At 57.9% G+C, this 23,094-nt stretch carries 19 protein-coding genes and 1 pseudogene; 8 read left to right on the top strand and 12 right to left on the bottom strand.

Going from position 1 to position 23,094, the window contains the following annotated elements; translation table 11 throughout:
- Window positions 1–2: 2 nt before the first annotated feature.
- From AKL29_RS03570 to AKL29_RS41610, 5 genes are all read right to left on the bottom strand, one after another.
- Window positions 3–557, bottom strand: coding sequence for a peroxiredoxin (locus AKL29_RS03570; protein ID WP_028336697.1), 555 nt, complete (start codon window positions 555–557; stop codon window positions 3–5).
- A gap of 368 nt (window positions 558–925) precedes the next feature.
- Window positions 926–1,603: a DUF2478 domain-containing protein gene (locus AKL29_RS03565; RefSeq protein ID WP_063779882.1), complete on the bottom strand. Its 678-nt coding sequence runs from the start codon at window positions 1,601–1,603 to the stop codon at window positions 926–928.
- 10 nt (window positions 1,604–1,613) lie between these two features.
- Window positions 1,614–2,783: a molybdenum ABC transporter ATP-binding protein gene (gene modC, locus AKL29_RS03560; RefSeq protein ID WP_082190463.1), complete on the bottom strand. Its 1,170-nt coding sequence runs from the start codon at window positions 2,781–2,783 to the stop codon at window positions 1,614–1,616.
- Between the two features lie 28 nt (window positions 2,784–2,811).
- A complete protein-coding gene (locus tag AKL29_RS03555; RefSeq protein ID WP_050383118.1) occupies window positions 2,812–3,300 on the bottom strand; it encodes a hypothetical protein in 489 nt (162 codons plus the stop codon).
- A gap of 975 nt (window positions 3,301–4,275) precedes the next feature.
- On the bottom strand, window positions 4,276–4,512 hold the full coding sequence (locus AKL29_RS41610; RefSeq protein ID WP_152977413.1) for a hypothetical protein: 237 nt from the start codon (window positions 4,510–4,512) through the stop codon (window positions 4,276–4,278).
- Between the two features lie 118 nt (window positions 4,513–4,630).
- Between AKL29_RS41610 and AKL29_RS03545 the strand changes: the two genes are divergently transcribed.
- The gene (locus tag AKL29_RS03545) at window positions 4,631–6,943 is read left to right on the top strand and encodes a S9 family peptidase (protein ID WP_050383167.1); all 2,313 of its coding nucleotides are present in this window, start codon (window positions 4,631–4,633) and stop codon (window positions 6,941–6,943) included.
- 276 nt (window positions 6,944–7,219) lie between these two features.
- Here AKL29_RS03545 and AKL29_RS03540 read toward each other — a convergent pair whose 3' ends face one another.
- Window positions 7,220–8,290, bottom strand: coding sequence for a cytochrome-c peroxidase (locus AKL29_RS03540; RefSeq protein ID WP_050383116.1), 1,071 nt, complete (start codon window positions 8,288–8,290; stop codon window positions 7,220–7,222).
- A 1,359-nt stretch (window positions 8,291–9,649) separates the two neighbouring features.
- A complete protein-coding gene (locus tag AKL29_RS40280) occupies window positions 9,650–10,006 on the bottom strand; it encodes a hypothetical protein (protein WP_244481736.1) in 357 nt (118 codons plus the stop codon).
- Between the two features lie 1,035 nt (window positions 10,007–11,041).
- Between AKL29_RS40280 and AKL29_RS03535 the strand changes: the two genes are divergently transcribed.
- From AKL29_RS03535 to AKL29_RS44370, 5 genes and pseudogenes are all read left to right on the top strand, one after another.
- On the top strand, window positions 11,042–12,703 hold the full coding sequence (locus tag AKL29_RS03535; protein ID WP_050383115.1) for a hypothetical protein: 1,662 nt from the start codon (window positions 11,042–11,044) through the stop codon (window positions 12,701–12,703).
- 126 nt (window positions 12,704–12,829) lie between these two features.
- A complete protein-coding gene (locus AKL29_RS03530) occupies window positions 12,830–13,075 on the top strand; it encodes a hypothetical protein (protein WP_244481735.1) in 246 nt (81 codons plus the stop codon).
- A 212-nt stretch (window positions 13,076–13,287) separates the two neighbouring features.
- Window positions 13,288–13,461, top strand: coding sequence for a hypothetical protein (locus tag AKL29_RS42700; protein WP_160321707.1), 174 nt, complete (start codon window positions 13,288–13,290; stop codon window positions 13,459–13,461).
- Window positions 13,462–13,521: 60 nt separating this feature from the next.
- A complete protein-coding gene (locus AKL29_RS03525) occupies window positions 13,522–15,360 on the top strand; it encodes an NEL-type E3 ubiquitin ligase domain-containing protein (RefSeq protein ID WP_050383114.1) in 1,839 nt (612 codons plus the stop codon).
- A gap of 198 nt (window positions 15,361–15,558) precedes the next feature.
- Window positions 15,559–16,168 (top strand): annotated as a pseudogene (locus tag AKL29_RS44370) (transposase family protein); the annotation flags it as partial.
- Between the two features lie 27 nt (window positions 16,169–16,195).
- On the opposite strand, the gene AKL29_RS03515 reads toward AKL29_RS44370, so the two are convergent.
- The gene (locus AKL29_RS03515; RefSeq protein WP_028336690.1) at window positions 16,196–16,915 is read right to left on the bottom strand and encodes a hypothetical protein; all 720 of its coding nucleotides are present in this window, start codon (window positions 16,913–16,915) and stop codon (window positions 16,196–16,198) included.
- A gap of 60 nt (window positions 16,916–16,975) precedes the next feature.
- Window positions 16,976–17,725 (bottom strand): P-loop NTPase family protein, encoded by a 750-nt coding sequence (locus tag AKL29_RS03510; RefSeq protein ID WP_050383112.1) that lies wholly within the window; start codon window positions 17,723–17,725, stop codon window positions 16,976–16,978.
- A gap of 533 nt (window positions 17,726–18,258) precedes the next feature.
- Between AKL29_RS03510 and AKL29_RS42695 the strand changes: the two genes are divergently transcribed.
- Complete coding sequence (locus AKL29_RS42695; protein ID WP_160321706.1) at window positions 18,259–18,429, top strand: hypothetical protein; 171 nt, start codon at window positions 18,259–18,261, stop codon at window positions 18,427–18,429.
- A gap of 19 nt (window positions 18,430–18,448) precedes the next feature.
- Window positions 18,449–18,604, top strand: coding sequence for a helix-turn-helix domain-containing protein (locus AKL29_RS46570; protein WP_152977411.1), 156 nt, complete (start codon window positions 18,449–18,451; stop codon window positions 18,602–18,604).
- A gap of 530 nt (window positions 18,605–19,134) precedes the next feature.
- Here the strand turns inward: AKL29_RS46570 and AKL29_RS03505 are convergent.
- From AKL29_RS03505 to AKL29_RS03495, 3 genes are all read right to left on the bottom strand, one after another.
- Window positions 19,135–20,568, bottom strand: a complete 1,434-nt coding sequence (locus tag AKL29_RS03505) for a M16 family metallopeptidase (RefSeq protein ID WP_430648849.1) — start codon at window positions 20,566–20,568, stop codon at window positions 19,135–19,137.
- Window positions 20,565–21,953 carry a M16 family metallopeptidase gene (locus AKL29_RS03500; RefSeq protein ID WP_050383110.1) on the bottom strand — a complete coding sequence of 463 codons (1,389 nt, stop codon included), beginning with the start codon at window positions 21,951–21,953 and terminating at the stop codon, window positions 20,565–20,567. Before AKL29_RS03500 ends, AKL29_RS03505 begins: the two co-directional genes overlap by 4 nt.
- 371 nt (window positions 21,954–22,324) lie before the next feature.
- The gene (locus tag AKL29_RS03495) at window positions 22,325–23,035 is read right to left on the bottom strand and encodes a hypothetical protein (RefSeq protein WP_244481734.1); all 711 of its coding nucleotides are present in this window, start codon (window positions 23,033–23,035) and stop codon (window positions 22,325–22,327) included.
- Between the last annotated feature and the right edge of the window lie 59 nt (window positions 23,036–23,094).

Genomic DNA, 23,094 nt, shown 5'->3' with positions numbered 1-23,094 from the left:
CCTCACGCAACCTTCAGGGTTTCGCCGCCGACCTCGCGGTTGCAGGCACAGAGTTCGTCGGTTTGCAGCGCGTCCAGTACGCGGAGCGTGTCCTTGGGGCTGCGCCCGACATTGAGATTGGTCGCATAGACGTGTTGGATTGTGTTGTCGGGATCGACGATAAAGGTGTAGCGGTAAGCGACGCCCTCGGGCGAACGCACGCCAAGGCCATCGACTAAGGTCCCTTTGGTGTCCGCAAACTGCCAAATCGGTAGATTGTGCAGGTCCGCATGCGAACGTCGCCAGGCGAGCTTACAGAACTCATTGTCAGTCGAACCACCCAGTACAACAGCATCGCGATCGGCGAACTCCTTGGACAGTCGGCCGAACTCGGCGATCTCGGTCGGACAGACGAACGTGAAATCTTTGGGGTAGAAAAAGATGATCTTCCATTTCTCTGGAAAGCTTGTTTCGGTCAGCGTCTCGAATGCGCTGCGTCCGTCTTCTTCTTGCGCCTGAAAGCCGGGCTTCACGCCCGTGATTTCGAACGGCGGCAACTGACTTCCAATTCCGAGCATGCTGACCTCACAAGTTTGCTTTGCGTAAGTTGTGCCATCACTGGTGAAGCAAGCGACATGCCATCCGTTCTCAAGTTCGGATTGTCCCAATTGACCAGCGGCCTGGCTGCAGACATTGATCCTGAGGTCTGATGGCTCATACATCCACCGCCAATCATGCTGTCTGGATACGAGATGCTTGATCGCTTGGAACGCCGTGTGCGCGCCGCGTAAGTGATGAGTGGGGCGCCGCAGTGCAAAAGTCGCAGCCAAATGCTTCGACCAGCAATTGATCCGCTGGTTGAGACGTCTAAGTGGCGACCGAGAATGGATCCGCCGCGCCCTCGCAGAGCATCACGGTAGTTCACGGTGTGAAACGGCCGCCGAAGCTAAGGCTGTTTTCGTGGGAAGCGAAGGAGCCCGACCGGCGATGGCTGTGTCGACGCTGGCGATATTCTCGCAGCCGTCATCAAGCTATCCGGTATCATCGTCCCAAAATAGCCCCAGCTCGGGCTGAAGGCGTGGCGCCGCGCCAAGCGAGTGGCGACGTCGCACCACCATTTCTCTACGGCTTGGCGATCGCAATGTAGCAGCGTGCCAACATCACCGGTAAAAGCTCTCCAGTCGGCAAGGCATTTTCTTGGAACCGCTGTCAGAAGCGGCACACCCCGAGTGATCGCGTCAACGAATTCAGCGCGCAGGCCGCGGCCAGCGGCTTCTTGTTTGGCGAATTTGCTGATCACGAGGAGATCGATCTTGTCGCGAAGCGCCTGGGAAACGACAACTGCGGCCTCGGCTAGTCCGTTTGGATCGAGCTTACAGGATGCCGCCGCGCTGCCGAGCAGCTGGGAAATCGAGATCTGTCGCCCTGTCGCAACGTCGACTGCGAGGATAACGTGCGTGCCGCTTGCATTCCTGAAGTGTCGCTGGACGAGGCCGCCGACGCGTACGTGATGCCGCGCGAGATCCTGGACGAAATCGGCAAGCAGCTTGTCGGCGTCGTCTTCTGGCTGGTAGAGAATCGCTGCCACATCTGTCGGATCGATATTATCAAGCTTGTCGATCATGGTCGTGGTCCTATTTCCGCTCGCTTCGTGTGTCCGCGCTCAGCTGTGAAAGACCTCCTACCGATGTCGCAGGCGTTATGAGCAATCTCTCGGGGGGCGAGACCGGCAAGGCTCGCGCGACCTCGGCAAATACGTCCATTCCGTTACTGAGCCTTAATGCATCAAAGGAGCGGCGTGTGATGCGGGCCAAAAGCGGCACGCCCGAGCGGCCAGTTTCGAGCGCCAGAACCAGCGTGACCTCAGCTTCGTCGAACGGCAGGGAGGCTTTGATGCGTGCCGGAAAGACATTCAGGAAGGAGCTTGCGCGCGGAGCTTCGCGCACGATGCTGACGTCGGCAGCTGCGATGCGCAGCCGTAGCTGCGCGCCAGGTTTGAGCGGCGGCCCAGGTATCAACAGACGCGCGCCTCTGAGGCGGACGATGACCAGTCCATAGCGCCCGTCATAGCCGCCGACCACGGTATCAACGCAAACCGCCGCTTCGCCCCGCGCTGCAAGCGCTGGATTGCTCTGAACGACGTGCAGCGGCCCGGCCGCAGTCACAATGCCATCTTTCATCACGACGAGATAATCGGCGAAGCGCTCGATGTCGGCCATGTCGTGGCAAACATAGATCATCGGCAACGTGAGCTCCTCACGCATGCGCTCGAGAAATGGCAGAATCTCGCGCTTGGCGGCACGGTCGAGCACAATGAGCGGGTCGTCCAGCAAAAGTAGCCGCGGTTGAGCTAGTAGCGCGCTGCCTAGAGCAAGTCGCTGTCGCTCGGCGCCAGAAAGATGTGAAGGCGAACGGTCCAGCAATGGCGCCAAATCGAGCAACTGAACCACGCCATCAAAGTCGATCACTGTCGATGTCGATTTCGATGCGTTGTACAGAAGGGTGTGCTTGACAGACAAATGAGAAAAAAGAATCGGTCGCTGGAATACATATGCGACGGGACGCAGATGAGGCGGCCGAAACGTCGTTTCGTCCTGCCAAATTTCACCATCGATGCCGCAGAATCCACCCGGCAGACGTTGGACGCCGGCGATGCAGCGCGCGAGCGTGGTTTTGCCGCACCCTGGCGGACCGAAAATTGCCGTGACACCCTTGGCCGGCACGCTGAATCGCGCATCCAACGGGATGCTTGCGGGGGCGCCGTTGAAGGCGACTTCGATGTAGCCCGGTTTTGCTTCTCTCACGAGCCCGCGCCTATGCTGTATCTTTCCATCAAATCACGACGAGAATGGCCGCAAAGGTGATGATCACCATGCTAGCGAAAATCCACTCCGTTTTGCGCCAGCGCGGCGTTTCCGCCCCGAGGAGGCCAAAAGGTGCCGCGGCAGCATTGCAGATCGACGGTGTTACGACGGCCGGCATCTTGAGCATCTCCCTGTCATCGAGGAACGTGGCGATCGAACGCTGCCGGAAGCGCTGACCGATCACACATGCAAGGCGGGCGTCCAGTATCGCGGAATCCTCAGCCGGCTTGGCCGGACGCAGTTTGTCCGCCGGATGAACTGGCGTGGCTTGCGTCGTTTGGCTGTAGACGCGTCGGGTACCCCCAGGGCTTGATACCGCCTCGTGGTCGGCAATCGGCTCGAACGGCGCCACAGCGTTAGGGGCCGATGTGAAGTGTTCGCCGACGCCGGGATTCATGGCTTCTGCGACTTCAGGTGCAAGCAGCATCAAAGCCAGGTCAAATCGGATAAGCCTCATTGGGACTCCGAAGATGGTCCGCTGCGGCCGCCTTTTCTCGCGGCAGCTCCTTGTTCCTCACCCAGCAATCTGCGTGCCGGTTAATAGCATGGTGCACGGGGAGGCTTCGTTCATGGTGAAGCTCGTATGGGCCCCACCCCGCGTGTGAATCGTCCCATCGTGTCGTCGAGTTCCAGACGTCCGCGTCGCGAACCGGCCATGCAGGATGGACGGGATGGAAGCTGAAGATGATACTGTCGGCTCTTGCGGCGAGAATGGGTTGGAGAGGCCACGACCGCGACATTCGCCCCTCATGCAGTGGTCGGCACTAGGATTCGTCGTCTGGCTGTTCTGCGCCGACGAACAGGGGGGCTCTCGTTGGCTGCATTTGGCCACTTAACTAGAAGGTAGTGATCTCCTGGATGGTCCACAGCCTTTGCGATCGCCGTTGCAGTTCTGAGGCGATGTCTCAATGCGAATTCACAATTGATCTCCTGATCTCATTACCAGCACGCAGGCGTCTTCGTTTGCGAACAATCGCTTGCGCCAACCACTCTCGCGTCCTGATACGCGCGCGTATGAGAGGCTATGACTATCGCCCCGCTGCGCATCAGCGCACCGCAGTCGCCGTGTCGAGATTGCGACATCGCAGTCTTGGATGAAGCGGACCCGACGGCACCGGGTAGGGTAATCTGCACTGATGTCGCCACGGGCTTGATCGTCGGCAGCCCGTCAATTGCACCGGACCGCTGGCCGGTCAATAAAATGTCAATGCAGACGAGGTCATCCATCTGATCGGCGGCACCTAGCGCCTATCGTCGATAGGCGTTGAGATCGGGGCGCGCGATTTTGGCGAGGAAGAGCCGTCCGGTATCTGATGAACTGCAGCTACGCCGGCGTTCGTGGCGAAGGAAGAGGCGGGCGTCGCGTTGTTAGCTCTCACGGCGCATTCATTTTGAACACGCGGTGCTCGCTCGCGGACTGGCGTCATCTGCCTCAGGTGGTCACGCGCAGCATGCGTGTTGTGCTCGGCCCCTGATGCGCGCCTTGTTTCAACACCACCGATCTTGTTGCGCTGACGGCATCGTGGTCAAGAAAGCCGCGGGCTTGCGGATCAGTTTGTTGGCATAAATTCTGCTTACCACAAGCGGCGTGGAAGTGGTGCGACAATGTCGGCGAATTGTTCGTCAGAGTACCATACGGCTCTGCCTCGAGGCTGAGTGCAAGTTTCATGTCGCTTAACGTGCAACAAGGTCAGCCAAATGGCGAATTGCATGCCGCGAAGTAATCTCAGATCGGTGTCGGCATGCAAAAGGAGAGGTTGATCATCAAGTACAAAGTTGGTGCCCTAATGCTTGCACTGTTGGTTCAGCAGGAATGCAAAGCTGCGCACGGCCTGGTAGACGAGGTCGTGAATGCGCCGGTTGAGCGGTCCGATTACGAGCGGGCGCTCACGATTGAGAACCGATATAGCCGGCTTACTGTCAATGTTCCCGACGTGCCGTTCTGGCTCGGCGAGGGCGAGGCGTTCGTCTATCGGCGGACGACCCAAGGCAAGCACCAGTTCATGCTGGTTGATGCCGGCGAAGGCTCAAAGCAGCCGGCTTTTGATCAAGCCCGCCTCGCGGCGGCGCTGAGCAGGGCGAGCCACAAGAACTATAGGCCCGAGGATCTTCCGTTCGACCGTTTCGAGCTGGCCGACAAGGGTGGCAAGATTACCTTCAATCTCGCGCATACGCATTGGAGTTGCGATCTTGTACGCTATGACTGCACAGGCAATGCCATGCACCCGGGCACCTATCCGCAGAGCCCGTACGACGACACGCCGCCGGCAGAGAACGATCCGAACAAGACAAGCGCATCACCTGACGGCAAATGGCTGGCCTACATTAGAAACTACAATATCTTCCTGCGCAGCCAGGACGACTTGCAGGACATCCCGTTGACCTGGGACGGGGCTGAGAGTGACTATTATGCTCTCTCGACGCTAAGATGGTCTCCAGCTTCAACTCACCTGGCCGTCTACCGAGTCCGTCCAGGCCACCAACGGGAGGTCCATTACCTCGAATCATCGCCGGCGGACCAGCGTCAGCCCAGACATTCGACCATGGTGTATCCAAAACCGGGCGATGCCCTGACGCTACTCCAGCCCGTGCTGTTTGAGGTCAGCAGCCGACGCGCGATCGCAATCGATAATGCAGCGTTCCGAAATCCTTACGGTCTTTCGGCGATCCAGTGGTGGAAGGATGGGCGGGGATTCACTTTCGAATACAATGAGCGTGGGCACCAGCGCTATCGCGTGGTGGAGGTCGACGGCGCCACGGGCCGAGCGCGCTCGCTGATTGATGAGGCAAGCAAGACCTTTGTCGACTACCAGCCATTGGTGATGAACCGTGTTAACACTGGAAAAACGTTCCGCTACGACGTCGATGATGGGAGGGAGATCATCTGGGCCTCGGAGCGTGACGGTTACGAGCACCTCTATCTGTTCAACGGCCGGACAGGCGAACTCAAGAACCAGATCACCAGAGGAGAGTGGGTGGTCCGTGCGGTGTATTGTGTCGACCCGATAAAGCGTCAGATCTGGTTTGGCGCCAGCGGCATGAACCCTGGCGAGGATCCCTATTTCGTCCATGCCTATCGCATTGACTTCGATGGAAAAGGACTCACGGCGCTGACGCCTGAGCCAGCCAATCACCATATCGAGTTCTCGCCCAGCGGTCGCTACTATGTCGACCTGTGGTCACGCATCGGCGTTCCGCCGCGTATGGTGTTGTACCGTGTCGGTGATAATGCCGAACTGATGCAGGTTGAGAGCGCCGACATTTCTGAGCTCCTTGCCGCTGGCTGGCAGCCACCGCTCAGCTTCCACGCCAAGGGGCGCGACGGCGATACGGACATATGGGGTGTCATTCACTTGCCGATCAATTTCGATCAGCGCAAAAGGTATCCCGTGGTGGAGCACATCTATGCAGGCCCCACTGGTTCCTTCGTTCCCAAGTCCTTCTCGGCTTCAATCGAGCCGCTCACACAACTCGGTTTTATCGTTGTTCAGATCGATGGAATGGGTACCAACCATCGCTCGCGCGCGTTCCACGACATTGCCTGGAAAAATCTGAAGGATGCCGGCTTTCCCGACCGGATCCTATGGCACAAGGCGGCGAGCGCGAAGTATTCCTGGTATGATATATCCAACGTCGGCATTTTTGGCACTTCAGCCGGTGGGCAGAACGCGGTGAGCGCGTTACTTTTCCATCCTGATTTCTATAGGGTCGCGGTCGCAAACAGTGGCTGCTACGATAACCGGCTAGACAAGATCTGGTGGAACGAACAATGGATGGGGTGGCCGGTCGGCATCGAATACTCGCAATCCTCCGCCATCGACAATGCCGACAAACTACAAGGTAAGCTGCTGCTCATAGTCGGCGAAATGGACCGCAACGTCGATCCGTCCGCCACGTTTCAGCTTGCTGATCGGCTCATCAAGGCGGGAAAATACTTCGATATGCTTTACGTGCCAGGCGCAGATCACGGAACACCGGGCAGTTATACACAGCTCAAGCTCCTGGAGTTCTTCGTCCGTAACATTCTCGAGCAGACACCGCCAAACTGGAACGCGGAATCAATCGAGCTGCCGAACAGCAAACCAGGCCATGATGGCTGACGATCCATCGAGATCCACGCCCCGGGCCGTGGCGCTCCACGAACGCGTTCTCGAAATTGAGGAATGCTCGTTGCCTCGAGAGGCGGACGGGCTCAGGCAAGTATTTGCTTCTGTGGCAGAAGCCGAGGAGCCAGCCGGAGGAACTCAGAGCCGGAGTGTTGGACTGCGAGCTCGAGTCTGAAACGGTGCATTCTGACTTGGCTGCGGAAAGCTTGAGTCCCCGCGCCATTTCCCTCTTCGCAGTTGACGAGTGCTTGGCACCGTTAGGTGACAGTCCTATTTGTCCATAGAGGGCTTTGGCGTTGTATCGGTACGCGTGGGCAATATCGGATAATCAATCTTAGGCAGCTGGCCGGTAAGCGAATTTAGAAACGCGACGATGTCGTCTTTTTCTGTATCGTTGAGCTTCGCTCCGAGTTGTATCTCACTCATCACGCCAACAGCTTGCTTGAGGCTCCAAACTTGGCCCGAATGGAAGTAGGGAGGACGCAATGCGACGTTGCGCAACGGCGCGGAGCGGAAAACATACTCGTCGCTGGGGACCTTGGTGACGGCGAAGCGGCCCTTGTCGTTCCTCGGCAGCAGGCTTGCGGTTGGCCGTTCCATCACGCCGAACGGGAAGTAATCCTGGCCACCGACGTTGATACCATTGTGGCAGGATGAGCATCCCTTTTCTATGAATAGCTTTAATCCTGCTTTCTGCTGAGCACTGAGAGCATACGGATCGCCCTCGAGGTATTGATCGAAAGGAGCGGCGGGCGTGATCAAAGTTGCCTCGAAGGCCTCGATGGCCTTGGCGAAATTGTCAAAGGTGACGGGCGTCGCATCGTTAGGGAATGCCTTGCTGAACATGACGATATAATCCGTCATTGAATTCAACGTGTTGAGAAGGCGAGCGGGCGTCGCGTTCATTTCCGCACTGGCCTGGACAGGGCCTGCAGCCTGCGCCTTGAGGTCAGCCGCGCGCCCATCCCAGAACTGCGCCACATTGAAGACCGCGTTATAGACCGTTGGCGCGCGACGTGAACCTAGCTGCCAGCGATGACCAACCGACTTCGGGCCGGCATCTACTCCACCGGTCCCAAGGTTGTGACATGTATTGCAGCTAATGACCCCGCTTGCCGATAGCCTCGGATCGAAGAACAGGGTCTTGCCGAGTGTGACTTTTTCGTGGGTGATAGGGTTGTCCTTGACCGCAGGAACGATAGAGGGGATCGGCTTGAAAATCTGCCTCGCCGCACTCATCAAATCATCATCGGCGCCTGCCGTTGACGAAGCCAGAATCCCAGCGGCCAGAACACATAACCTGCCTACGATGTAAAGCTCTCGTACCGCTGATTTCCTCATCCCAGGCTTCGCCCTTGTCATAATTCGTGCGCGAACAGGTGCGGGTCGCCGCTCGCCCGCCTGTCATCGGAATGAGTCCCTACAGTCAAGGACGAATGGCGTCTTTTCGGTATCTCGCCCAGATCTCATCCGGTATCGTTGTTGGTAGCAACCGCTGTGCCAGTTTGGTAGCAACCGCTGTGCCAGTAGAGAAGGTCCGGCTGTTGATGTGGTCTTCAATTACAGCAACGGCAGCAGTCGGCTCGAACCCTTGGAATCAACCGATCGTCCCACACGCGACAATCAGCACCCTGAGAAGGCATTCCGGTCCACGATTTTGGCAGGTCGTAAAGCTGTCGGTCCCATGATTTGAGCGCGCAGGCTTGCGACCTAGGTCGGACGCCTATCAAAACGAGCAGCGTCGACGTAATTCGTCGCGTGATCGACGCGATGGAATCATGTGCCCTTGCGAAGCCTTCAACAATGTGTTGGCCCTCGCGTAGCCGGGCAGTTACCGGTCGGCGTTGGGTGATGTCTGACACGCGCTGCCGCCGGTGAAGTGTCTAGTTGTCGAGAAACTCTCCTTATTGTCTCCCGTCAAGATATGGATATGCCCTTCTTGGAGCGCATTGGTAATACGATCAAAGTGCTTGAATCGACCGTAGCGTCAGGTTGTAGGTAATGCGGGACCGACCGCCTTTGCAGAAATGTCATGTTGGGAACTGACGTCGCGAATGTCACAAGACCTAAAACATTAGCACAGCGCGCTGGAATGCAGCCATCCTGTGCTGTGCTGTGCTGTGCTGTGCTGTGCTTTGATCTTGACCGCAATCCTGGCGTGCGATGCAACGATGATTCGGATGTCCCGCAACAACGACGCCAAATCCGCTCCTGCCAATGCGGCGACCTGCTTTGCTAGGCAGACGATACTCGCAAGGGCAAAAAACAATAGTGAAGGGTATGCAGCTTAAGAGAGGTTTGTTGAGGCAAAAGCGACGGACGGGTTGGACCTACCCTGCGCTTTGCCATGTAACCGCCCTTGTTGCGATTGCGATCGCAGTCACAGGATTCGCTCGCGCGCGAGAACGAAGATCAGAAGAGATCTTGACGTCTTGCAGACCAGACGTGATGCGCTTCTGTGACCGATTTACAGGGCGTGGCGACGTGGACGCGGCCATGTTCTGTCTTAGAGACAATTTCAAGGGGTTGCGTGTCGAATGTCGCCAGGTGATGCCAACCGCGGCGGAGAGAAAGAGCGGATCAAAAAAACGAGGTGTCAACAACGTTCCGGTCCTGCATCGAGACTGAGACACCGGAGCAGAAGCGCTTCTTAAGCAGGCCCCTGATGATTGACCGCGCAGCCACGAGAAGCCGCTCGCATTAGCCGCCGATCGAGCTCCCGACGGAGCCGGTTGATGCCGTTGAGGCGTTCTCAACAAGCGCTTCGGTGGATTCACTTAGGCCGATCGGATTGCTTTCGGACGATTTCACTCCAGAACTCAAGACCAGAGGAAATGCGGTCGTCAAGAGCCGCTCGAAGGCGGAAAGCTGTTCAAGGAGGCGCTTCTCAACGGCGACACTCTCCTCGCGAGGCAATTCCGTCGTAAGCAACCTACGACAGCGCCAGATCTCGTTTCGCACCCATCTGATTTCACTTAATTTATCATCGATCGAAGTCATCACAGATGCAAGTTTACTTGGACATTGGAAGTAGAACCAACGCGTACGCGTCAGCACTGAGAACGCTCCATCCGCATTCACGACCGATGGAATTGCGTGATAACACGCCATTCGTCGCCATTGCCTGGCGGATGTGGCAAGCGGTTCAATGTATTCAAGACTGTCATCAACACATATCACCTTACGCTGGGCGTGCGACCGTAATTTGCTGTGGCTCACCGCGGTTTTTCGGCGCTACGATCGTGTGAGTTGCGTAATTCCTGCCCTCCACAGGGGTTGATCGGCGTCGAACTCACAGCAGTAGTTCACGGGGGGGGGGCGTAGCGACGTTGACTCCAGCAGCATGGGTACGACCGTCGCGGCTTCATTGCGCTCGCCGTCCCCCGCGGTGATCAGTGTCGCGCTTGCCGCCGGACAATCACAATCGTTTCTCAATGGGCATGTCTACGATTAGGGTTGTCGCGCTCACCAGCATCATGGAAATGGCTAGGCGGCAAGATAAGACGAGCTTACCGCGAGATCCTGCGCGTGCGACTCGATCGAATGAAGCGCAGGAGCGGGCTTGGGATTTCAGGGGGGAAATGTCATTCGAAGTCGTGTCGAACTGAATAAGGGCTGCGATCGTCACTTGATTGTCGTCTGTGCAAGGTCCACGCCACGATCCCCATTTAATAGCTTGAACCCCACGCTGCGTCAGGTTGTAGTCTCGTAAAGAGTAAAGACAAGCAGTTCAATATGTTCGGGCAGAGCTGGCTTCCTAATTGCCGATGTTGTCGCTTGCGGGCCATTGGCAAGAAAACAATTGGCATCCATCGGCGCGGGCGATGCCGTGCTGGCCGTTGTCAATCGCCCTGCTACGGCTGGAATCGTGATGTGTCATGAGGTAATGGAATGATGCGCGAAGTAGAATGTCGCTGACAAATTCTACAATCGCATTTCTTGCTGTGCAGCGAGGGCTCGCCAAGTGAGCAGCTCGGCTCTCGCAAGCAGGTGCTTCAACTGCAAGGCGGTTAATATTCAGCCGGGAGCGGTGACCGGTCGCATTGAGCTGGTGGCCGCACAAGGTGCTGCGGCGAAAGCTCGAAAGGTCCCATGTCTGCTCAAGCCAATCTGACGACGGCGCTAAGCGAGATCGATCGTGCTCGCGACATCGTTGAATTCTCAACCGTGGTGGTTGCGCGGGACAAACAGCTGCGCAAGACGGACCATCCGGTTTTTCTGCAAAAGGCAGCCATTGAGTTTCAATCTAGATTCCTGCCGGGTTTCGAGGAAAGCATCCGTGCCGGGAGATCGTGGGGCTATGCCACGACATGCAATGCGGTGAGCCGAAAGGCCGGAGGTCAGGCGGGCCGGGACGCTTGCGAGAGAATAGCGTCTCGCGTGTCGTTGCTTGACCATGGGTTGATTGGGAAAATTGGAATAAGAGCTCTTTCTATTTTTGCAGCATCATTCGGTCGGCACTCCAATAGAGCGGAATGTCGCAAAGGGGCGATCAGAATAGCTAAGTTCTGTCGTGAGGAAAGCAGGCCGCTTCAAGAGTTGAACAATCTGAGCCTGGCGGCGCTGGTAAACGGCTTCAGCAAATGGCCGGAAGAGAAAGAGTTTCGCCAGGCCGCCGTTACAATCGCGGGCGATGTCATTCGGCGCGCGCGCCGTCATCACCAGCTCTCTGACTTTACACAACAAGGGTTGGTGAGCCTGGTCAACGGATTTAGCAAGTGGCCGGACGAGGCGGCCTCGCGCCAGGCCGCAGCCGCGCTTGCACTTGAAATCCTGCATCGTTCCGGCCGGCTCTGCGAGTTTCCTCAGCAGGGATTGGCCATACTGGTGAACGGGTTCAGCAAGTGGCCGGAAGAGCTGGCCTGTGGTCAAGTCACGATTGCGATCGCAAGCGAAGTTCTTGAACGGGTCGCCCGGTTTCATGAGTATAGCGAGCAGGATCTAGCAAATTTGGTGAATGGCTTCAGTAAATGGCCAGATGAGGCGGTCTCTGGTCAAGCCACTGTCGCGATCGCAAGTGAGCTCCTGCGCCGTGCTGACCAACTTCCTCATTATAGCCAGCAGGGACTAGCGAATCTGGTGAACGGGTTTTGCAAATGGCCTGACGATGCGACCTGCCGTAAGGCTACAGTCGCGATCGCTGGGGAGGTACTTTGGCGTGCTGATCAGCTCCCCGATCTTACTCAGCAGGGCTTGGCAAACCTGGTGAATGGTTTTAGCAAGTGGCCGGAAGAGTCGGCGTTTCGCCGAGCAGCGGTTTCACTCGCTCGTGAGGTTCTACGCCGTGCCACTCAGCTCTGCGACTTTTCTCAGCAGGGACTCGCGAACTTAGTGAACGGCTTCAGCAATTGGCCGGAGGAACTGCCGTGTGGTCAAGTGACCGTGGTGCTCGCGGGCGAAGTCCTTCGTCGTGCCGGCCGCAAGTCGGGGCTCTCAGACTTCACCGCCCAGGACCTCAGGGGCTTGCTGATCGGTTTTAACAGATGGCCGCAGGAGAGTGCAGCTCGGCAAGCCACGATCGCGATTGTCACGGAGGTCCTTGGCCGCGGTGTCCGGTTCTTTGACTTTACCAAGTCGGAATCGGAGAGTCTGTTGGATGACTTCAGCAGATGGCCGCAAGGCGCAACGGGCCATGAGGCGATAGCGAAGATCATCGGGGAGCTGCAACTCATACAAAGTGAAGCTACCCAGCCTCGTACGGGGGAGAAGTGGTTCCACCAAACGAGGCAATCGACCAAAGAAATCTCTTCCTAGCGGTGTTCAACGCACATGATGCGGCGACGTCGCAATGCGACAATCCCACGCAGCGATGCCCTCGTGATGCCGTCGGCGGCGTCTACAGTTCACAGAATTGAGCAAACAATCAGGAGGATGTAGTTCTTGATCCAGGCTGAGGAGGCTGTCGTCGAGCAGATGCTCTCATCGTTGGCGATCAGCTTGTTGCAGAATCGTGTTGCGCCTTCCTACGAACAGGTGATGCACCATTTCGGCTTAGCCTGCGAGAGGGCAGGGTTGATCGCTACGGAAGAGGTGGCAATTCGGATATTAAAGCGCGTCTCGCGCGAGATCAACGAGTCGCAATCGGTGCTCGAGTTTATCGGTCGCGGGGCGGATCTACTACATTGAGCTCGAGGCGAAGGACTTCCATCGCATCTGCAGATGCAGCTATCAATCGTTCAACCGAGAAGGCGTTCCGGCAAGAGAGGCCGATGGCTAGCCATCCGCCCCTTGTTCCTCGCTCCGAAGCCCGTCAGCTTATCGACAGCTCGGTCTCGTAGCATAAGGTCTTTGCTGGTTGGCTGGCAGGTCCGGCTTCAGATCTGGCGGAACAGAATTGGATGGATTCAATCATCAAGCGATACCACCAAGCCTTGGGGGCGCTCTGCGTCCGCCTGCAGCGGACCGGCCGAAAGACCGGCAGGGCGTTTGCGCCAGTCGTGGGTCGTGACCGCGCGATGATCGCCAGCTTTGTATCATTTGCCGATGAGCGCAACAACCATGGTGAGGTCTGACGGCTTAAACGTGCGGCTCCGGACGCATTCGCTTCATTTGGACAGGAATAAACGGCGTCGATGAATACAGAACAACTTGGCTCAGGCTCTCCTTCCGAAACTTCCGATTCGGAAACCTCCGAGCCGGGGTCTCCGGCCACAACGCAGTGGCGCGAAGCCCTGACGGATGCGTTGGCATTCGCCGGTGAGGCATCCAGCCGGCAGCACGAGACCTTGGCGGGCTGGGCTGCCGAATACGAGCAGGGGCAACATGAGAATCGCCAACAGGCGGTAAGTCGAACGATGGATTGGCGGCAGACGGGCGACGTCAATGAGGCCCTAGATCTGTCGTCGCTGTCCCTGACCGCCTTGTCTGGACCGATCCTGGCCGGGCTGCGTCGCCTGAACGTCGACGACAATCAACTGAACAGCCTTCCCGCGGACCTTCCGGCTGGTCTCCGGCGGCTCTATGCCAGCAATAATCGGCTGACCAATCTGCCTGAGCTGCCAGCTGGCCTGCGACGGCTATATGTCATCAGCAACGGGCTGACCAACCTGCCGGCACAGTTACCGCCCGGGTTGCGGCGCCTGAACGTCGATAACAATCAGCTGGCCAGTCTGCCTGATCGCCTTCCGGCGACGCTTGAGGAACTGGACGCCAGCGGCAATCATCTGACCAGTCTGCCCGAGCTTCCAGGTGGGCTCCAGCGCCTGAACGTCGATTACAATCAGTTGACGGCTCTGCCCGAGCCTCTTCCGGCCGGGCTCGAATGGCTCAGCGCTAGCCATAACGAGCTGACCAGTCTGCCCGAAACGATGCCTCCCGAACTGCTATGGCTCGGCGCCAGCAACAACCAGCTAACCAGCGTACCCGACACCCTGCTGACACAGCTAAGCCGTGACTCGAGCGTTGATCTGGAGAATAACCCGCTCCCCGATTGGGTGCAGGCCGGCCTGGCGACAGCGGTACATGCCGCAGGCTATGCAGGTCCGCAGGTTTTTTTCTCGACCGCCGAAGGAGCTGTGGAAGTCGAGCCGCGGTCTCTGCAAGAGGTTATTGCGGACTGGCTCGAGGCCGAGCCATCGGTAATGGCCACCTGGCATCGCTTCGAACAAGAAAGAGGGGCCCCGGAATACGCGCGGTTCCTCGACCGGCTGTCGAGAACAGTGAACTCTAGCGATGAGGGGTTCCGACGGACAGTGGTTAATGATCTGCGGCAGGCCACGACGAACAGCAACTTGCGCAAGCAGTATTTCGACCTGGCCCTTGACGCCAGTGAAACGTGCGAAGATCGGGTCACGTTGACCTGGAACGCCATGCAAAACGCACGCATGATCGAGGACGTCAAGAATGGCGTCTATGATAATGACGGTCGCCTTGCCGTTCTCATCGATCTGGGCCGGGTCATGTTCCGCCTGGACGCGCTGGAGGGGATTGCCCGCGAGAAGGTCAAATCGCTGCAAACCGATGGTCGCATCGGCGATGTCGACGATATCGAGGTCTACCTTGCCTATCAGACGAAGCTGAGGGAGCGCCTGGGACTGGAGCACATCGCTCCAGCTATGCGCTTTTTCGACGTCTCGGAAGTCACTGACGCTGATATCGACAGGGCAGAAACGATCGTGCGGGACAAGGAGGCGACGGAATTCGCCAACTATTTGGCGACGCGCTGGGAGCCTTGGGAGATTGTGGTGAAGCGCATTGCACCGGAAGCCCATAACGTGATGGAGACCCGGTTCCACGAAGCGATGGGGGACGAGTTCAAGCACCGGCTGAATCACCGACTCGCGGGTCTTCAACTGATCGGCGACGAGGACGCCGAGCGGTTGCTCGGACCCGAGATCTCAAATGAGATCGCCAGCGAGATCAAGGGCGAGCTAATGCGCCAGGTACTTGCTGAGCGCGGCCTCCAGCTGTGAAGCCGCATTCAATTCCAGGGCCCGCTAGTCCGATGCGTCCTATCGGCGGGTGTCATTACGGCGGGGCAATCTGGGTAGGCGGAGCCAGGCAATCAGGGGGTCTTCCGCATACTTTGTGCCGCATCAGCGATCAGGATTAGATAGGTTATCCGGTCGTTCTCAAGCAGCCAAGAGCGCGCGACGACGCATGCGGGTGGCGCCAAGCACATTTGTGTGCTGTTGCACCAGAGCTATCTACGCCTCGCTAAGCGCGCAGCCATCATGACGACCGCTATACTCACGCTCATCAGTTCAAGCGCGCCCGGTGCCAGCCAAGCTCCTTCGGACACGGCTTGGCCCGATCATTCGTGATATCCGCCGCAAGATCGGTGACGATACAATGCTGGAAGCTCGCTTCGGCCCACTGCTCCGGTTTAGCGCAGGGGGGGGGCGCAGCCAGGATCAGCATCAGCGCGGTCCAAGATCTAAGCGTTACATGCGCCGGAGGTCGAGCGCAACGGCAAGGGCAAAGCCCGCGCTCCTTACGAGTTCGGCTGCAGGGTCAGTATCGGCACCCTTGACGTCTCCGAAGGGCAGAGAGTTCCTGCTCCTTGCCAAAGCATTGCATGGCAATCTCTTCGACGGGCACACGCTCGGCCTTGTCATTGCCTACATGGAGAAGCTCACCGGCGTGGAGCCTCGCCGCATCCACGCGACAAAGAGGCGCCATGGTCACAACCACCCGCATCGGCTCAGGGTCTGGATCTCGGGCCAAGTCCGCCGCGTCACCGCTTCCATCCGTCGCGAGATGAAGCGTCGCGCGGCTATCCATCGAAATAGATGGCGAGTCGGAACTTCAAGTTACCCTTGTGCGCCGTAGGCTCTCGATATTCGTCGCCCGGGATCGATAAGGCCCCCGCAGCATTACGTTCGATTCCAGATCGCGAAACATGGTGTAATTTCGTCGGATCCACTGATGCAGCTCGGAGGACCAGTCCTTCTCGTTGCGCAGATATCCGGTAAAGGAAAAGCTAAGTCGGTCTATATATCTCTTTAGAAACAGGGGCAGCGCGGGAATTCGAAGCACCCGCTCTGTATCCATTGCTTCAGGCAATCCTCCGCACAGCACGAATTCATTGTGGACGGTGACCAGCGACGCCGCAGGAACCTGCCGCCGCAGCATTTCATAGCCACGAAAGGAGATGCGGTCAGCGCCCGCAACGAAGAGGATGATAGGCGCGACACGGCAGCGCGCAGCCTCTTTCATAAAGCCGATCTCCTCGCACATCTTGAAAAATTCATCAAAGGCGTGGAAGCCGAGGTCGATCACCTTGGCTACCCGATCGTGAATGATCAGCGGGTCCATCAGCTGCATCTTGCCATAAGTATCGATCACATCTGCGGTCTCCGTGATGTTGGGGAGGTAATCGAGCAATGACGGCTCCTTCAGATTGACATCGAAGGAGAGCGCCGTGCCATTCTTCAGCAGCAAGTACTCGCTCACGAGGCGAGCGAGGAGAGTTTTGCCGACCTGCGGGCTAGGAGAGCAGATGATGTAGATGGGTGTCGCTAACATAGCCAGCAGATCAATCTCGCGTCGTGCTTGGGCTCAACCCGTCGCTCGTCGATAACGCGACTACTTCTCGGCACTCCGGGCCGCTGACTTGGCGCCGGCCAATTCCGTCAAGTTGATTCGATCAAATTCGCTCCAGACATTAGCCAACCAGTGCCGTACATAGCCGCGCAGCACGAAGGAGTTGTTCGCTGGCTCATCGTTCCGCCCCTTGTTTGCAACGAAGTCTACGAATGGGACAGAAGCGACTTCGACCTGCTCATAGGCCATCTCGTTGAGCTTCGGTATGGTCAATTCGGTCGCATGCTTGATGCGATGAAAATAGGAATTGTAGGTCGACTGGTCCCACTGGAAGAACTGAGTGTCGTTGATGAAGTTCTTGACCAGATAGTACTTTGCGCCTTCCATGAAGGTCGCAGTCTCGGCGATTTCGTCCAGCGAAGCGATGGATGATCCCAGGATATGGAATACGGCAAAGGTGATCTGGCCGGACCGCGCCGAATCCAAAAAGCCGATGTCGCGCAAGGAGGTCAACGCTGTGGATAGTAAGCCGGCGCGAGCGTCGATGACAGTGACGGACAGCCCTGAGTTCAGGGTATCGAAGATCTTCATCTGGTCCGCAGTCGTCGTCATATCGACGATTTCCGTGATTGCGGGATAGAAGCGCTTCAGCGTTCCTCGCGGCGACTCCGTGTCGAATGCACGTGTTTGCACGCTATTGACATTGAAGTAGTCCAGAAGCGTTCGTGACACGGTCGTCTTGCCGACACCTCCCTTGTCTGCGCCCACCACAATCACAACTGGCTTCACCATAGAATTCTCCTGAGACACACTCGCTATTGCCGCGCGCGAAGTGCGCAAACGGCGAGTCTCTGCTTTGGGTGTGAACATGGCAGAAAGAAGGGGCAATTGAATCTTCGATGCGGGAGCGGCGCAACTGATGAGTTTTGGCAACGTCGAGCCATCAGAGCTTTTTGATTGCAACGGCGATGCAGTCGAGAACAGTAGCTAATCGCCCGTGATCGTGCTTCACGTGAGGTTTGTGAAGAGCTGAAAGAGAAATTCGTCAAGTGCCGCTGTGCGCAGGTGATGACCATCGCGATCGCCATCAACTGCACAGTTCTGTTGATCATTGATCAGCATGAAATGACTTGAATCTCACGTAACGTCAGATGGTAGGCTTGGTGGAAGCATGATCGAGGCGGTGCCGCGCGGGTGCGCAGGCGCTTTCCGCCCGTCGGGTTGCGCGGCTGTGATGACCTGGTCGATCATCAAACGTCTAACTCGACAATCATGGCGGCCGTCGTCTTCAGCAGGTGACGTGGCTAGTCAGTTCGAAGATGACAATGAAAGAGTCGAGCCATGGTCTGCGCGATCGGCAGAACTCGAGCTGGAAGCCAAACGCGCGCCCGAGTTTTTTGCAGTGTTTCGGAGTTCCGATTCGCTACGCCGCGCTCGATCTCGGCGACCTGATGCGTCGTAAGCGCGAAGAGCTTCGCGGGCTCGGGTTGCGTTAGCCCCAGACCATGCCGCACAATGATCGATGTGAAGGCAATTCGGAAGAAGGTCGGACTGACGCAGGAGGAATGTGCCCCGCGCTTCTCTGTAAAGCTGGCCAGCCTGCGAGATTGGGAGCAAGGGCGATATGCTCCCGATCAGACCGCGCGCCTATCTGACGATTATCGATCGTGATCCGGTCGCCGTGGAGCGTACGCTGGCGCAAGAGTGTGAAGCAGCTTGCGTGTCTCTAGGGGCGCCAGTCTCGCGCGCGCCTGACGTGAGGAGTCTTTCACGGCGTACCCTAGACGACGTGCACCGGGTGATCTGTGCATCGCTGGCGCCACGGTACATATCGCCAGTCCTCGACTGGTAGCACTAGCTGAGCACAACTGTAAGGCGCCTAAAGGCAGAGTTTACCTCAGCAGATCGAGTAAGGATCGGAAACGGGAAGCGACGACCTCATAGCTCCTGCTTCTTCGTCCCGGAATCCTCCAAAAGGAGCAATTTATAGCGCTGTGAAGACTTCAGGGTGCCGCGGATCGCTGCTTGAGCCAGAAGGTAAAAGATTAGCAACAAGGCAATCGGCGAGCGGTCATTTGTGTGGCCCAGCCGTTGGTCCGCGAGTTTGAGCCGGATCCACCGGGGTAGCCAAGTGCCAGTTCTCCACCGGAAGGAGAAATGGAGAGCGAGCCTTGTGGCTACGACGCCGAGCTGCCCAAAAGCTAATTTGGTTCTCTCGGTAAGGTGGGTGATGGCGTGGCGCTTAGCTGGTCGACGTGTGGCGGGGGCGTCGTGGCCGATGGGACAGGGGACGACCGGTCTGCGCCCAGCGGGGCGCGCCCGACAATAAAGGTGAGTAGACCCTGGCCCCACAGCCGCTGCGCGACCCTCTTGGCGTCCTCCAACGTCACGGAATCGACGACGGCGTTGTGCTTTTCGAAATAGTCGATCGGGAGCTTGTCAAGCTGATGCTGCAGCAGTGTTCGCGCAAGCTTTGATGATGAGTTGAGCGCCAGCATCTGCGAGCCTTTCAGGCAAGACTTTGCGTCATCGAGTTCCTGCTGGGTGGGCCCTGCCTCGGCGATGTGGCGGGCTTGCTTCTCGATCTGTTCGACCGTCTCGCCGGCGCGATCGGCTCGGGTCCCGCTTTTGCCGACAAACATGGCCGAATGATCCCTCCAGACCAAGTGCTCGCGTACGAAATAGGCTAGCCCGCGCTTCTCGCGGACTTCGCGGAACAGCCGCGACCTCAGACCGGCACCGCCGAGGATATGGTTGACGACATAGGCGGCCATGAAATCGGGCTCGCTGCGGCGAACGCCGGGACCGCCGAAAGCCACGACTGTCTGCGGCACGTCGAACGGAATGAACACGCGCTGCGGCGGCTTTGCCACGACCACGTCGGGTACCGGCGTCGAGTCCGCCTTGGCGGGCAGGCCGCCAAAGGTCTTGTCGAGAAGCTTGCAGAGAACCTCTGGATCGACGTTGCCAACCACCGCGATCTTGAGCGTGTCTCTTGCGATCACGCGTCGGACATGGCTTTTTAGATCCGCGACCTTGATCTTCGGCAAGCTTTCGATCGAGCCTGCGGCTGGGCGAGCATAAGGATGATCGTTGAAGGCGACCTCGAGGAACTTGCGATCGGCGAGCGACGATGGATCTGTCGAGTAATGCCGAAGGCGCGCGAGCATGCTGGCACGGATCCGTTGGACATCGGTCGGGTCGAAGCGGGGCGAGATTAGCGCCATCCGTAAAAGGTCGAAGGCCCCGTCCCCGTTGTCCTCGAGGGTGCGCAAGGCACCACAGAAGTGATCGTGGGTCGATCCAAAGCTTAGCTCAAGGGCACGACGGTCGAGTCGCTCGTGAAAGGCCCTGAAGTCGAGATCGCCGGAACCTTCGTTGAGCCGGCCAGCAACCATGTGGCCAACCCCGGCTTTGTCGGTGGGATCTTGGGTCGCGCCGCCGCCGAAAGCGAATTCCATCGCGATCAACGGGACAGTGGAATCTCGGACGAACCAGGCTTCTATACCGCAAGACGAGACCAGACGCTGGACCTTGGTCGTAATGGCGGCAAGCGAAGGTGGAGAGGCGAGCATCGCGATTGAGAGCGACGCTCCGCCGAGGAGAACTTCACGTCGTGCACAAGAATAGGTCACTGCTGCTTCTCCCGGTGCTGTGGCGCTGACTCTTTGATGAGATACCCGGTCACCGAGCGTCTCTTGTCGAGCCATTTCCGCGAGGCCTCCTGCACCTGCTGGGCGCCGACGGCGCGGATGCCGTCCGGCCAGCCTCGGATATCGTCGATGCAAAGTCCCGTCGCCAGGCCGCCGCCATACCAGATCGCGAGCATTTCGTGATTGTCCTGGGCGTAGATTGCTTGCGCGATCAGCCGGGTCTTGACCCGCTCGAGATCTTCGCTACTCGCGGGATGATGCGCAATGTCGGCGATCACCTCGTCGGTCGCGCGCTCAATCTGGCCGAACTCGACGCCAGGTTTTGGTGTGACGGAAATCCAGAATTGTGAGGGATCGAGTGCGGTAGCGTGGTAGCCCGCCGAGGCACTGACCGCGAGCTGCTTGTCATTTACCAGCGCGCGATAAAGATATGAGTTGACGCCACGGCCCATCAGTTTCTCGAGCGCTGCACTGTCCCCGGCGTCCGCGGTGTGAGCCGACGGTGCGAGATAGCAGCGGTGCAAGGCAGGTTGCTCGACGAGGGGATCGGCCAGCGTCACGGTGCGCGGCGCGGCCGGCGTCGGCTCCTGCGGTCGCAGGCGGTCCGCGGGGATCGATGGCTGCGGGGGGATGCCGCCAAAATTCTTCTGCACCATCGGGCGGATCTCACTGACCTCGACGTCACCCGCGATGACCAGGATGGCATTGTTCGGCGCGTAGAAGCCCTTGTAGAAGGCGAGCGCGTCCTCGCGGTCGAGCTTTTCAATCTCCAGCCGCCAGCCGATCACAGGCCGGCCGTAGGGATGGTTGAGGTAAAGCGCTGCCATCATTTGCTCGAAGAGCCGCGCACCTGGAACGTTGGCGACGCGCATATTGAGTTCCTCGAGCACGACGTCGCGCTCGGACAGCACATTCTCGTCTTTGAGAATGAGACCAGTCATGCAGTCAGCTTCAAATTCCATCATCTTGCCGAGGTGCTCGCGCGGCACATGCTGGTAATAGCTGGTATAGTCCTTCCCGGTGAAGGCATTTCGGTAGCCGCCGACGCGCAATACGGTCTGGGAAAACTCATCCGACGGATGTTTGGAGGTGCCCTTGAACATCAGGTGTTCGAGGAAATGCGCCAGCCCCGATTTGCCCCCCGGCTCGTCCGCCGAGCCGACCTTATACCAGATCATCTGAGTAACAACGGGTATCCGATGATCCGGGATTGCCACCACCTGCAGGCCGTTCTGAAGCGCGAAGCTAGCTGGTCGATCCGACCTGATCGTGTCCTGGGCAAAGACGCTCTCCTCCGCAAGAAAGGATAGGTTACGATCTGTGCTATCATCCGTTCTGTGTTCGACCGCCAGGGCGGTGCGCCTCATCAAATCTATGGCGCCAGTGGCGATATCTTGCGCCGTGGCGGTGACCGAAATCCGGTTCTTCCATCGAGAGTCACGTTCCGTGCCGGACAGACCGACAAAGCGGACAGCTGCACACCGTTTAGCAAGCGACGGAGCAAAGGGCAGGCCAATTGCCCGAAAACCCGCGCACGGACGAACGGCGCGCCAGGCGGGTGCAAAACAGAACCTACGTGCATGTTCTTGCCAAAGGTCGACAGCCGGCATGTCGTGAACACGACATTGCGCACGAAAGCGCACAGTGTTCGCCAACTGGCAACCTACAGGGAAGGACGGATTGAGCCGCGATATGACGGCTGATCAAGTTTCGTACGGCTCGCTGTTACAGTCTCGCTCTACACCGTGAGTGGCTTGGCAATATTTCTCATGGTCGCGAGACGAGAGTTGGCGAGCAGCTCCTTTGAGTACACTGTGCCGAAGTAATCCAGGACGAAGGTGCCGCAATAGCGTAGATTATTGCTCGCGCGGATTAGGTTATCGAGGATTGGGCCGACTTGGCCAATGCGGTCGCGATAGCGCGCGCGAATAACGTTAACAGCATTCATCGAATGAACCGCCTCGTCGGCAATTACCTCTCGCAGCCAAAGATGGAACGTCTTGTTCCCAAGACCGTCATAAAACGGCTTTTCTGCTGCGTAGGCGCGGCAAGTGCACATCTCATCAAATGCGATCATAACCATTAGGGAGAATTCGTCCTTCAGGTGTTCAATGATCGGACCAAAATCATGCGGTCGAGCGTCCAATCTCTCCCGAAGATCCTTTTCGGATTCATTAGCGACAAGTTCAATGATGCGGATGAAGCCATCGGTGTGGCGCTCTTCATCGATCGCCCAGGCGTTGAGAAATGCCGCAGCTTCATCGGTAACGACGAGATTTCGGATGGCCAATTCTTGCTTCAAGTACCGGGCGTCATATTCCGTGTACAGATCAGGCCACAATTTATCCCAACGTGCGCGTACGGCCGATGGTTCGGCGGTGAACATCGTAGGCGTAAGACCATTGAATAATTCTTTTGGACTCCAGTTCCGTCGAACCGGCGTGATCATCCGAGTCCCCTGGTCGCGAGCGGTGCGATCGCTCTGGCTAAAAACTATCTTTCGAGCAG

This window comes from Bradyrhizobium pachyrhizi, assembly GCF_001189245.1.
GTDB classification, from domain to species: Bacteria; Pseudomonadota; Alphaproteobacteria; order Rhizobiales; family Xanthobacteraceae; genus Bradyrhizobium; species Bradyrhizobium pachyrhizi.
The sequence above is the reverse complement of the archived record's forward strand: the minus strand, read 5'-3'. Positions and strand labels throughout refer to the sequence as shown.

What these genes read in the sequence shown, in the direction of transcription:
- AKL29_RS03570 (WP_028336697.1), bottom strand. Translation starts at nt 557, where the DNA reads ATGCTCGGAATTGGAAGTCAGTTGCCGCCGTTCGAAATCACGGGCGTG.
- AKL29_RS03565 (WP_063779882.1), bottom strand. Translation starts at nt 1,603, where the DNA reads ATGATCGACAAGCTTGATAATATCGATCCGACAGATGTGGCAGCGATT.
- AKL29_RS03555 (WP_050383118.1), bottom strand. Translation starts at nt 3,300, where the DNA reads ATGAGGCTTATCCGATTTGACCTGGCTTTGATGCTGCTTGCACCTGAA.
- AKL29_RS41610 (WP_152977413.1), bottom strand. Translation starts at nt 4,512, where the DNA reads ATGAAACTTGCACTCAGCCTCGAGGCAGAGCCGTATGGTACTCTGACG.
- AKL29_RS03545 (WP_050383167.1), top strand. Translation starts at nt 4,631, where the DNA reads ATGCTTGCACTGTTGGTTCAGCAGGAATGCAAAGCTGCGCACGGCCTG.
- AKL29_RS03540 (WP_050383116.1), bottom strand. Translation starts at nt 8,290, where the DNA reads ATGAGGAAATCAGCGGTACGAGAGCTTTACATCGTAGGCAGGTTATGT.
- AKL29_RS03535 (WP_050383115.1), top strand. Translation starts at nt 11,042, where the DNA reads ATGTCTGCTCAAGCCAATCTGACGACGGCGCTAAGCGAGATCGATCGT.
- AKL29_RS42700 (WP_160321707.1), top strand. Translation starts at nt 13,288, where the DNA reads ATGGATTCAATCATCAAGCGATACCACCAAGCCTTGGGGGCGCTCTGC.
- AKL29_RS03525 (WP_050383114.1), top strand. Translation starts at nt 13,522, where the DNA reads ATGAATACAGAACAACTTGGCTCAGGCTCTCCTTCCGAAACTTCCGAT.
- AKL29_RS03515 (WP_028336690.1), bottom strand. Translation starts at nt 16,915, where the DNA reads ATGTTAGCGACACCCATCTACATCATCTGCTCTCCTAGCCCGCAGGTC.
- AKL29_RS03510 (WP_050383112.1), bottom strand. Translation starts at nt 17,725, where the DNA reads ATGGTGAAGCCAGTTGTGATTGTGGTGGGCGCAGACAAGGGAGGTGTC.
- AKL29_RS42695 (WP_160321706.1), top strand. Translation starts at nt 18,259, where the DNA reads ATGAAAGAGTCGAGCCATGGTCTGCGCGATCGGCAGAACTCGAGCTGG.
- AKL29_RS46570 (WP_152977411.1), top strand. Translation starts at nt 18,449, where the DNA reads ATGATCGATGTGAAGGCAATTCGGAAGAAGGTCGGACTGACGCAGGAG.
- AKL29_RS03500 (WP_050383110.1), bottom strand. Translation starts at nt 21,953, where the DNA reads ATGAGGCGCACCGCCCTGGCGGTCGAACACAGAACGGATGATAGCACA.
- AKL29_RS03495 (WP_244481734.1), bottom strand. Translation starts at nt 23,035, where the DNA reads ATGATCACGCCGGTTCGACGGAACTGGAGTCCAAAAGAATTATTCAAT.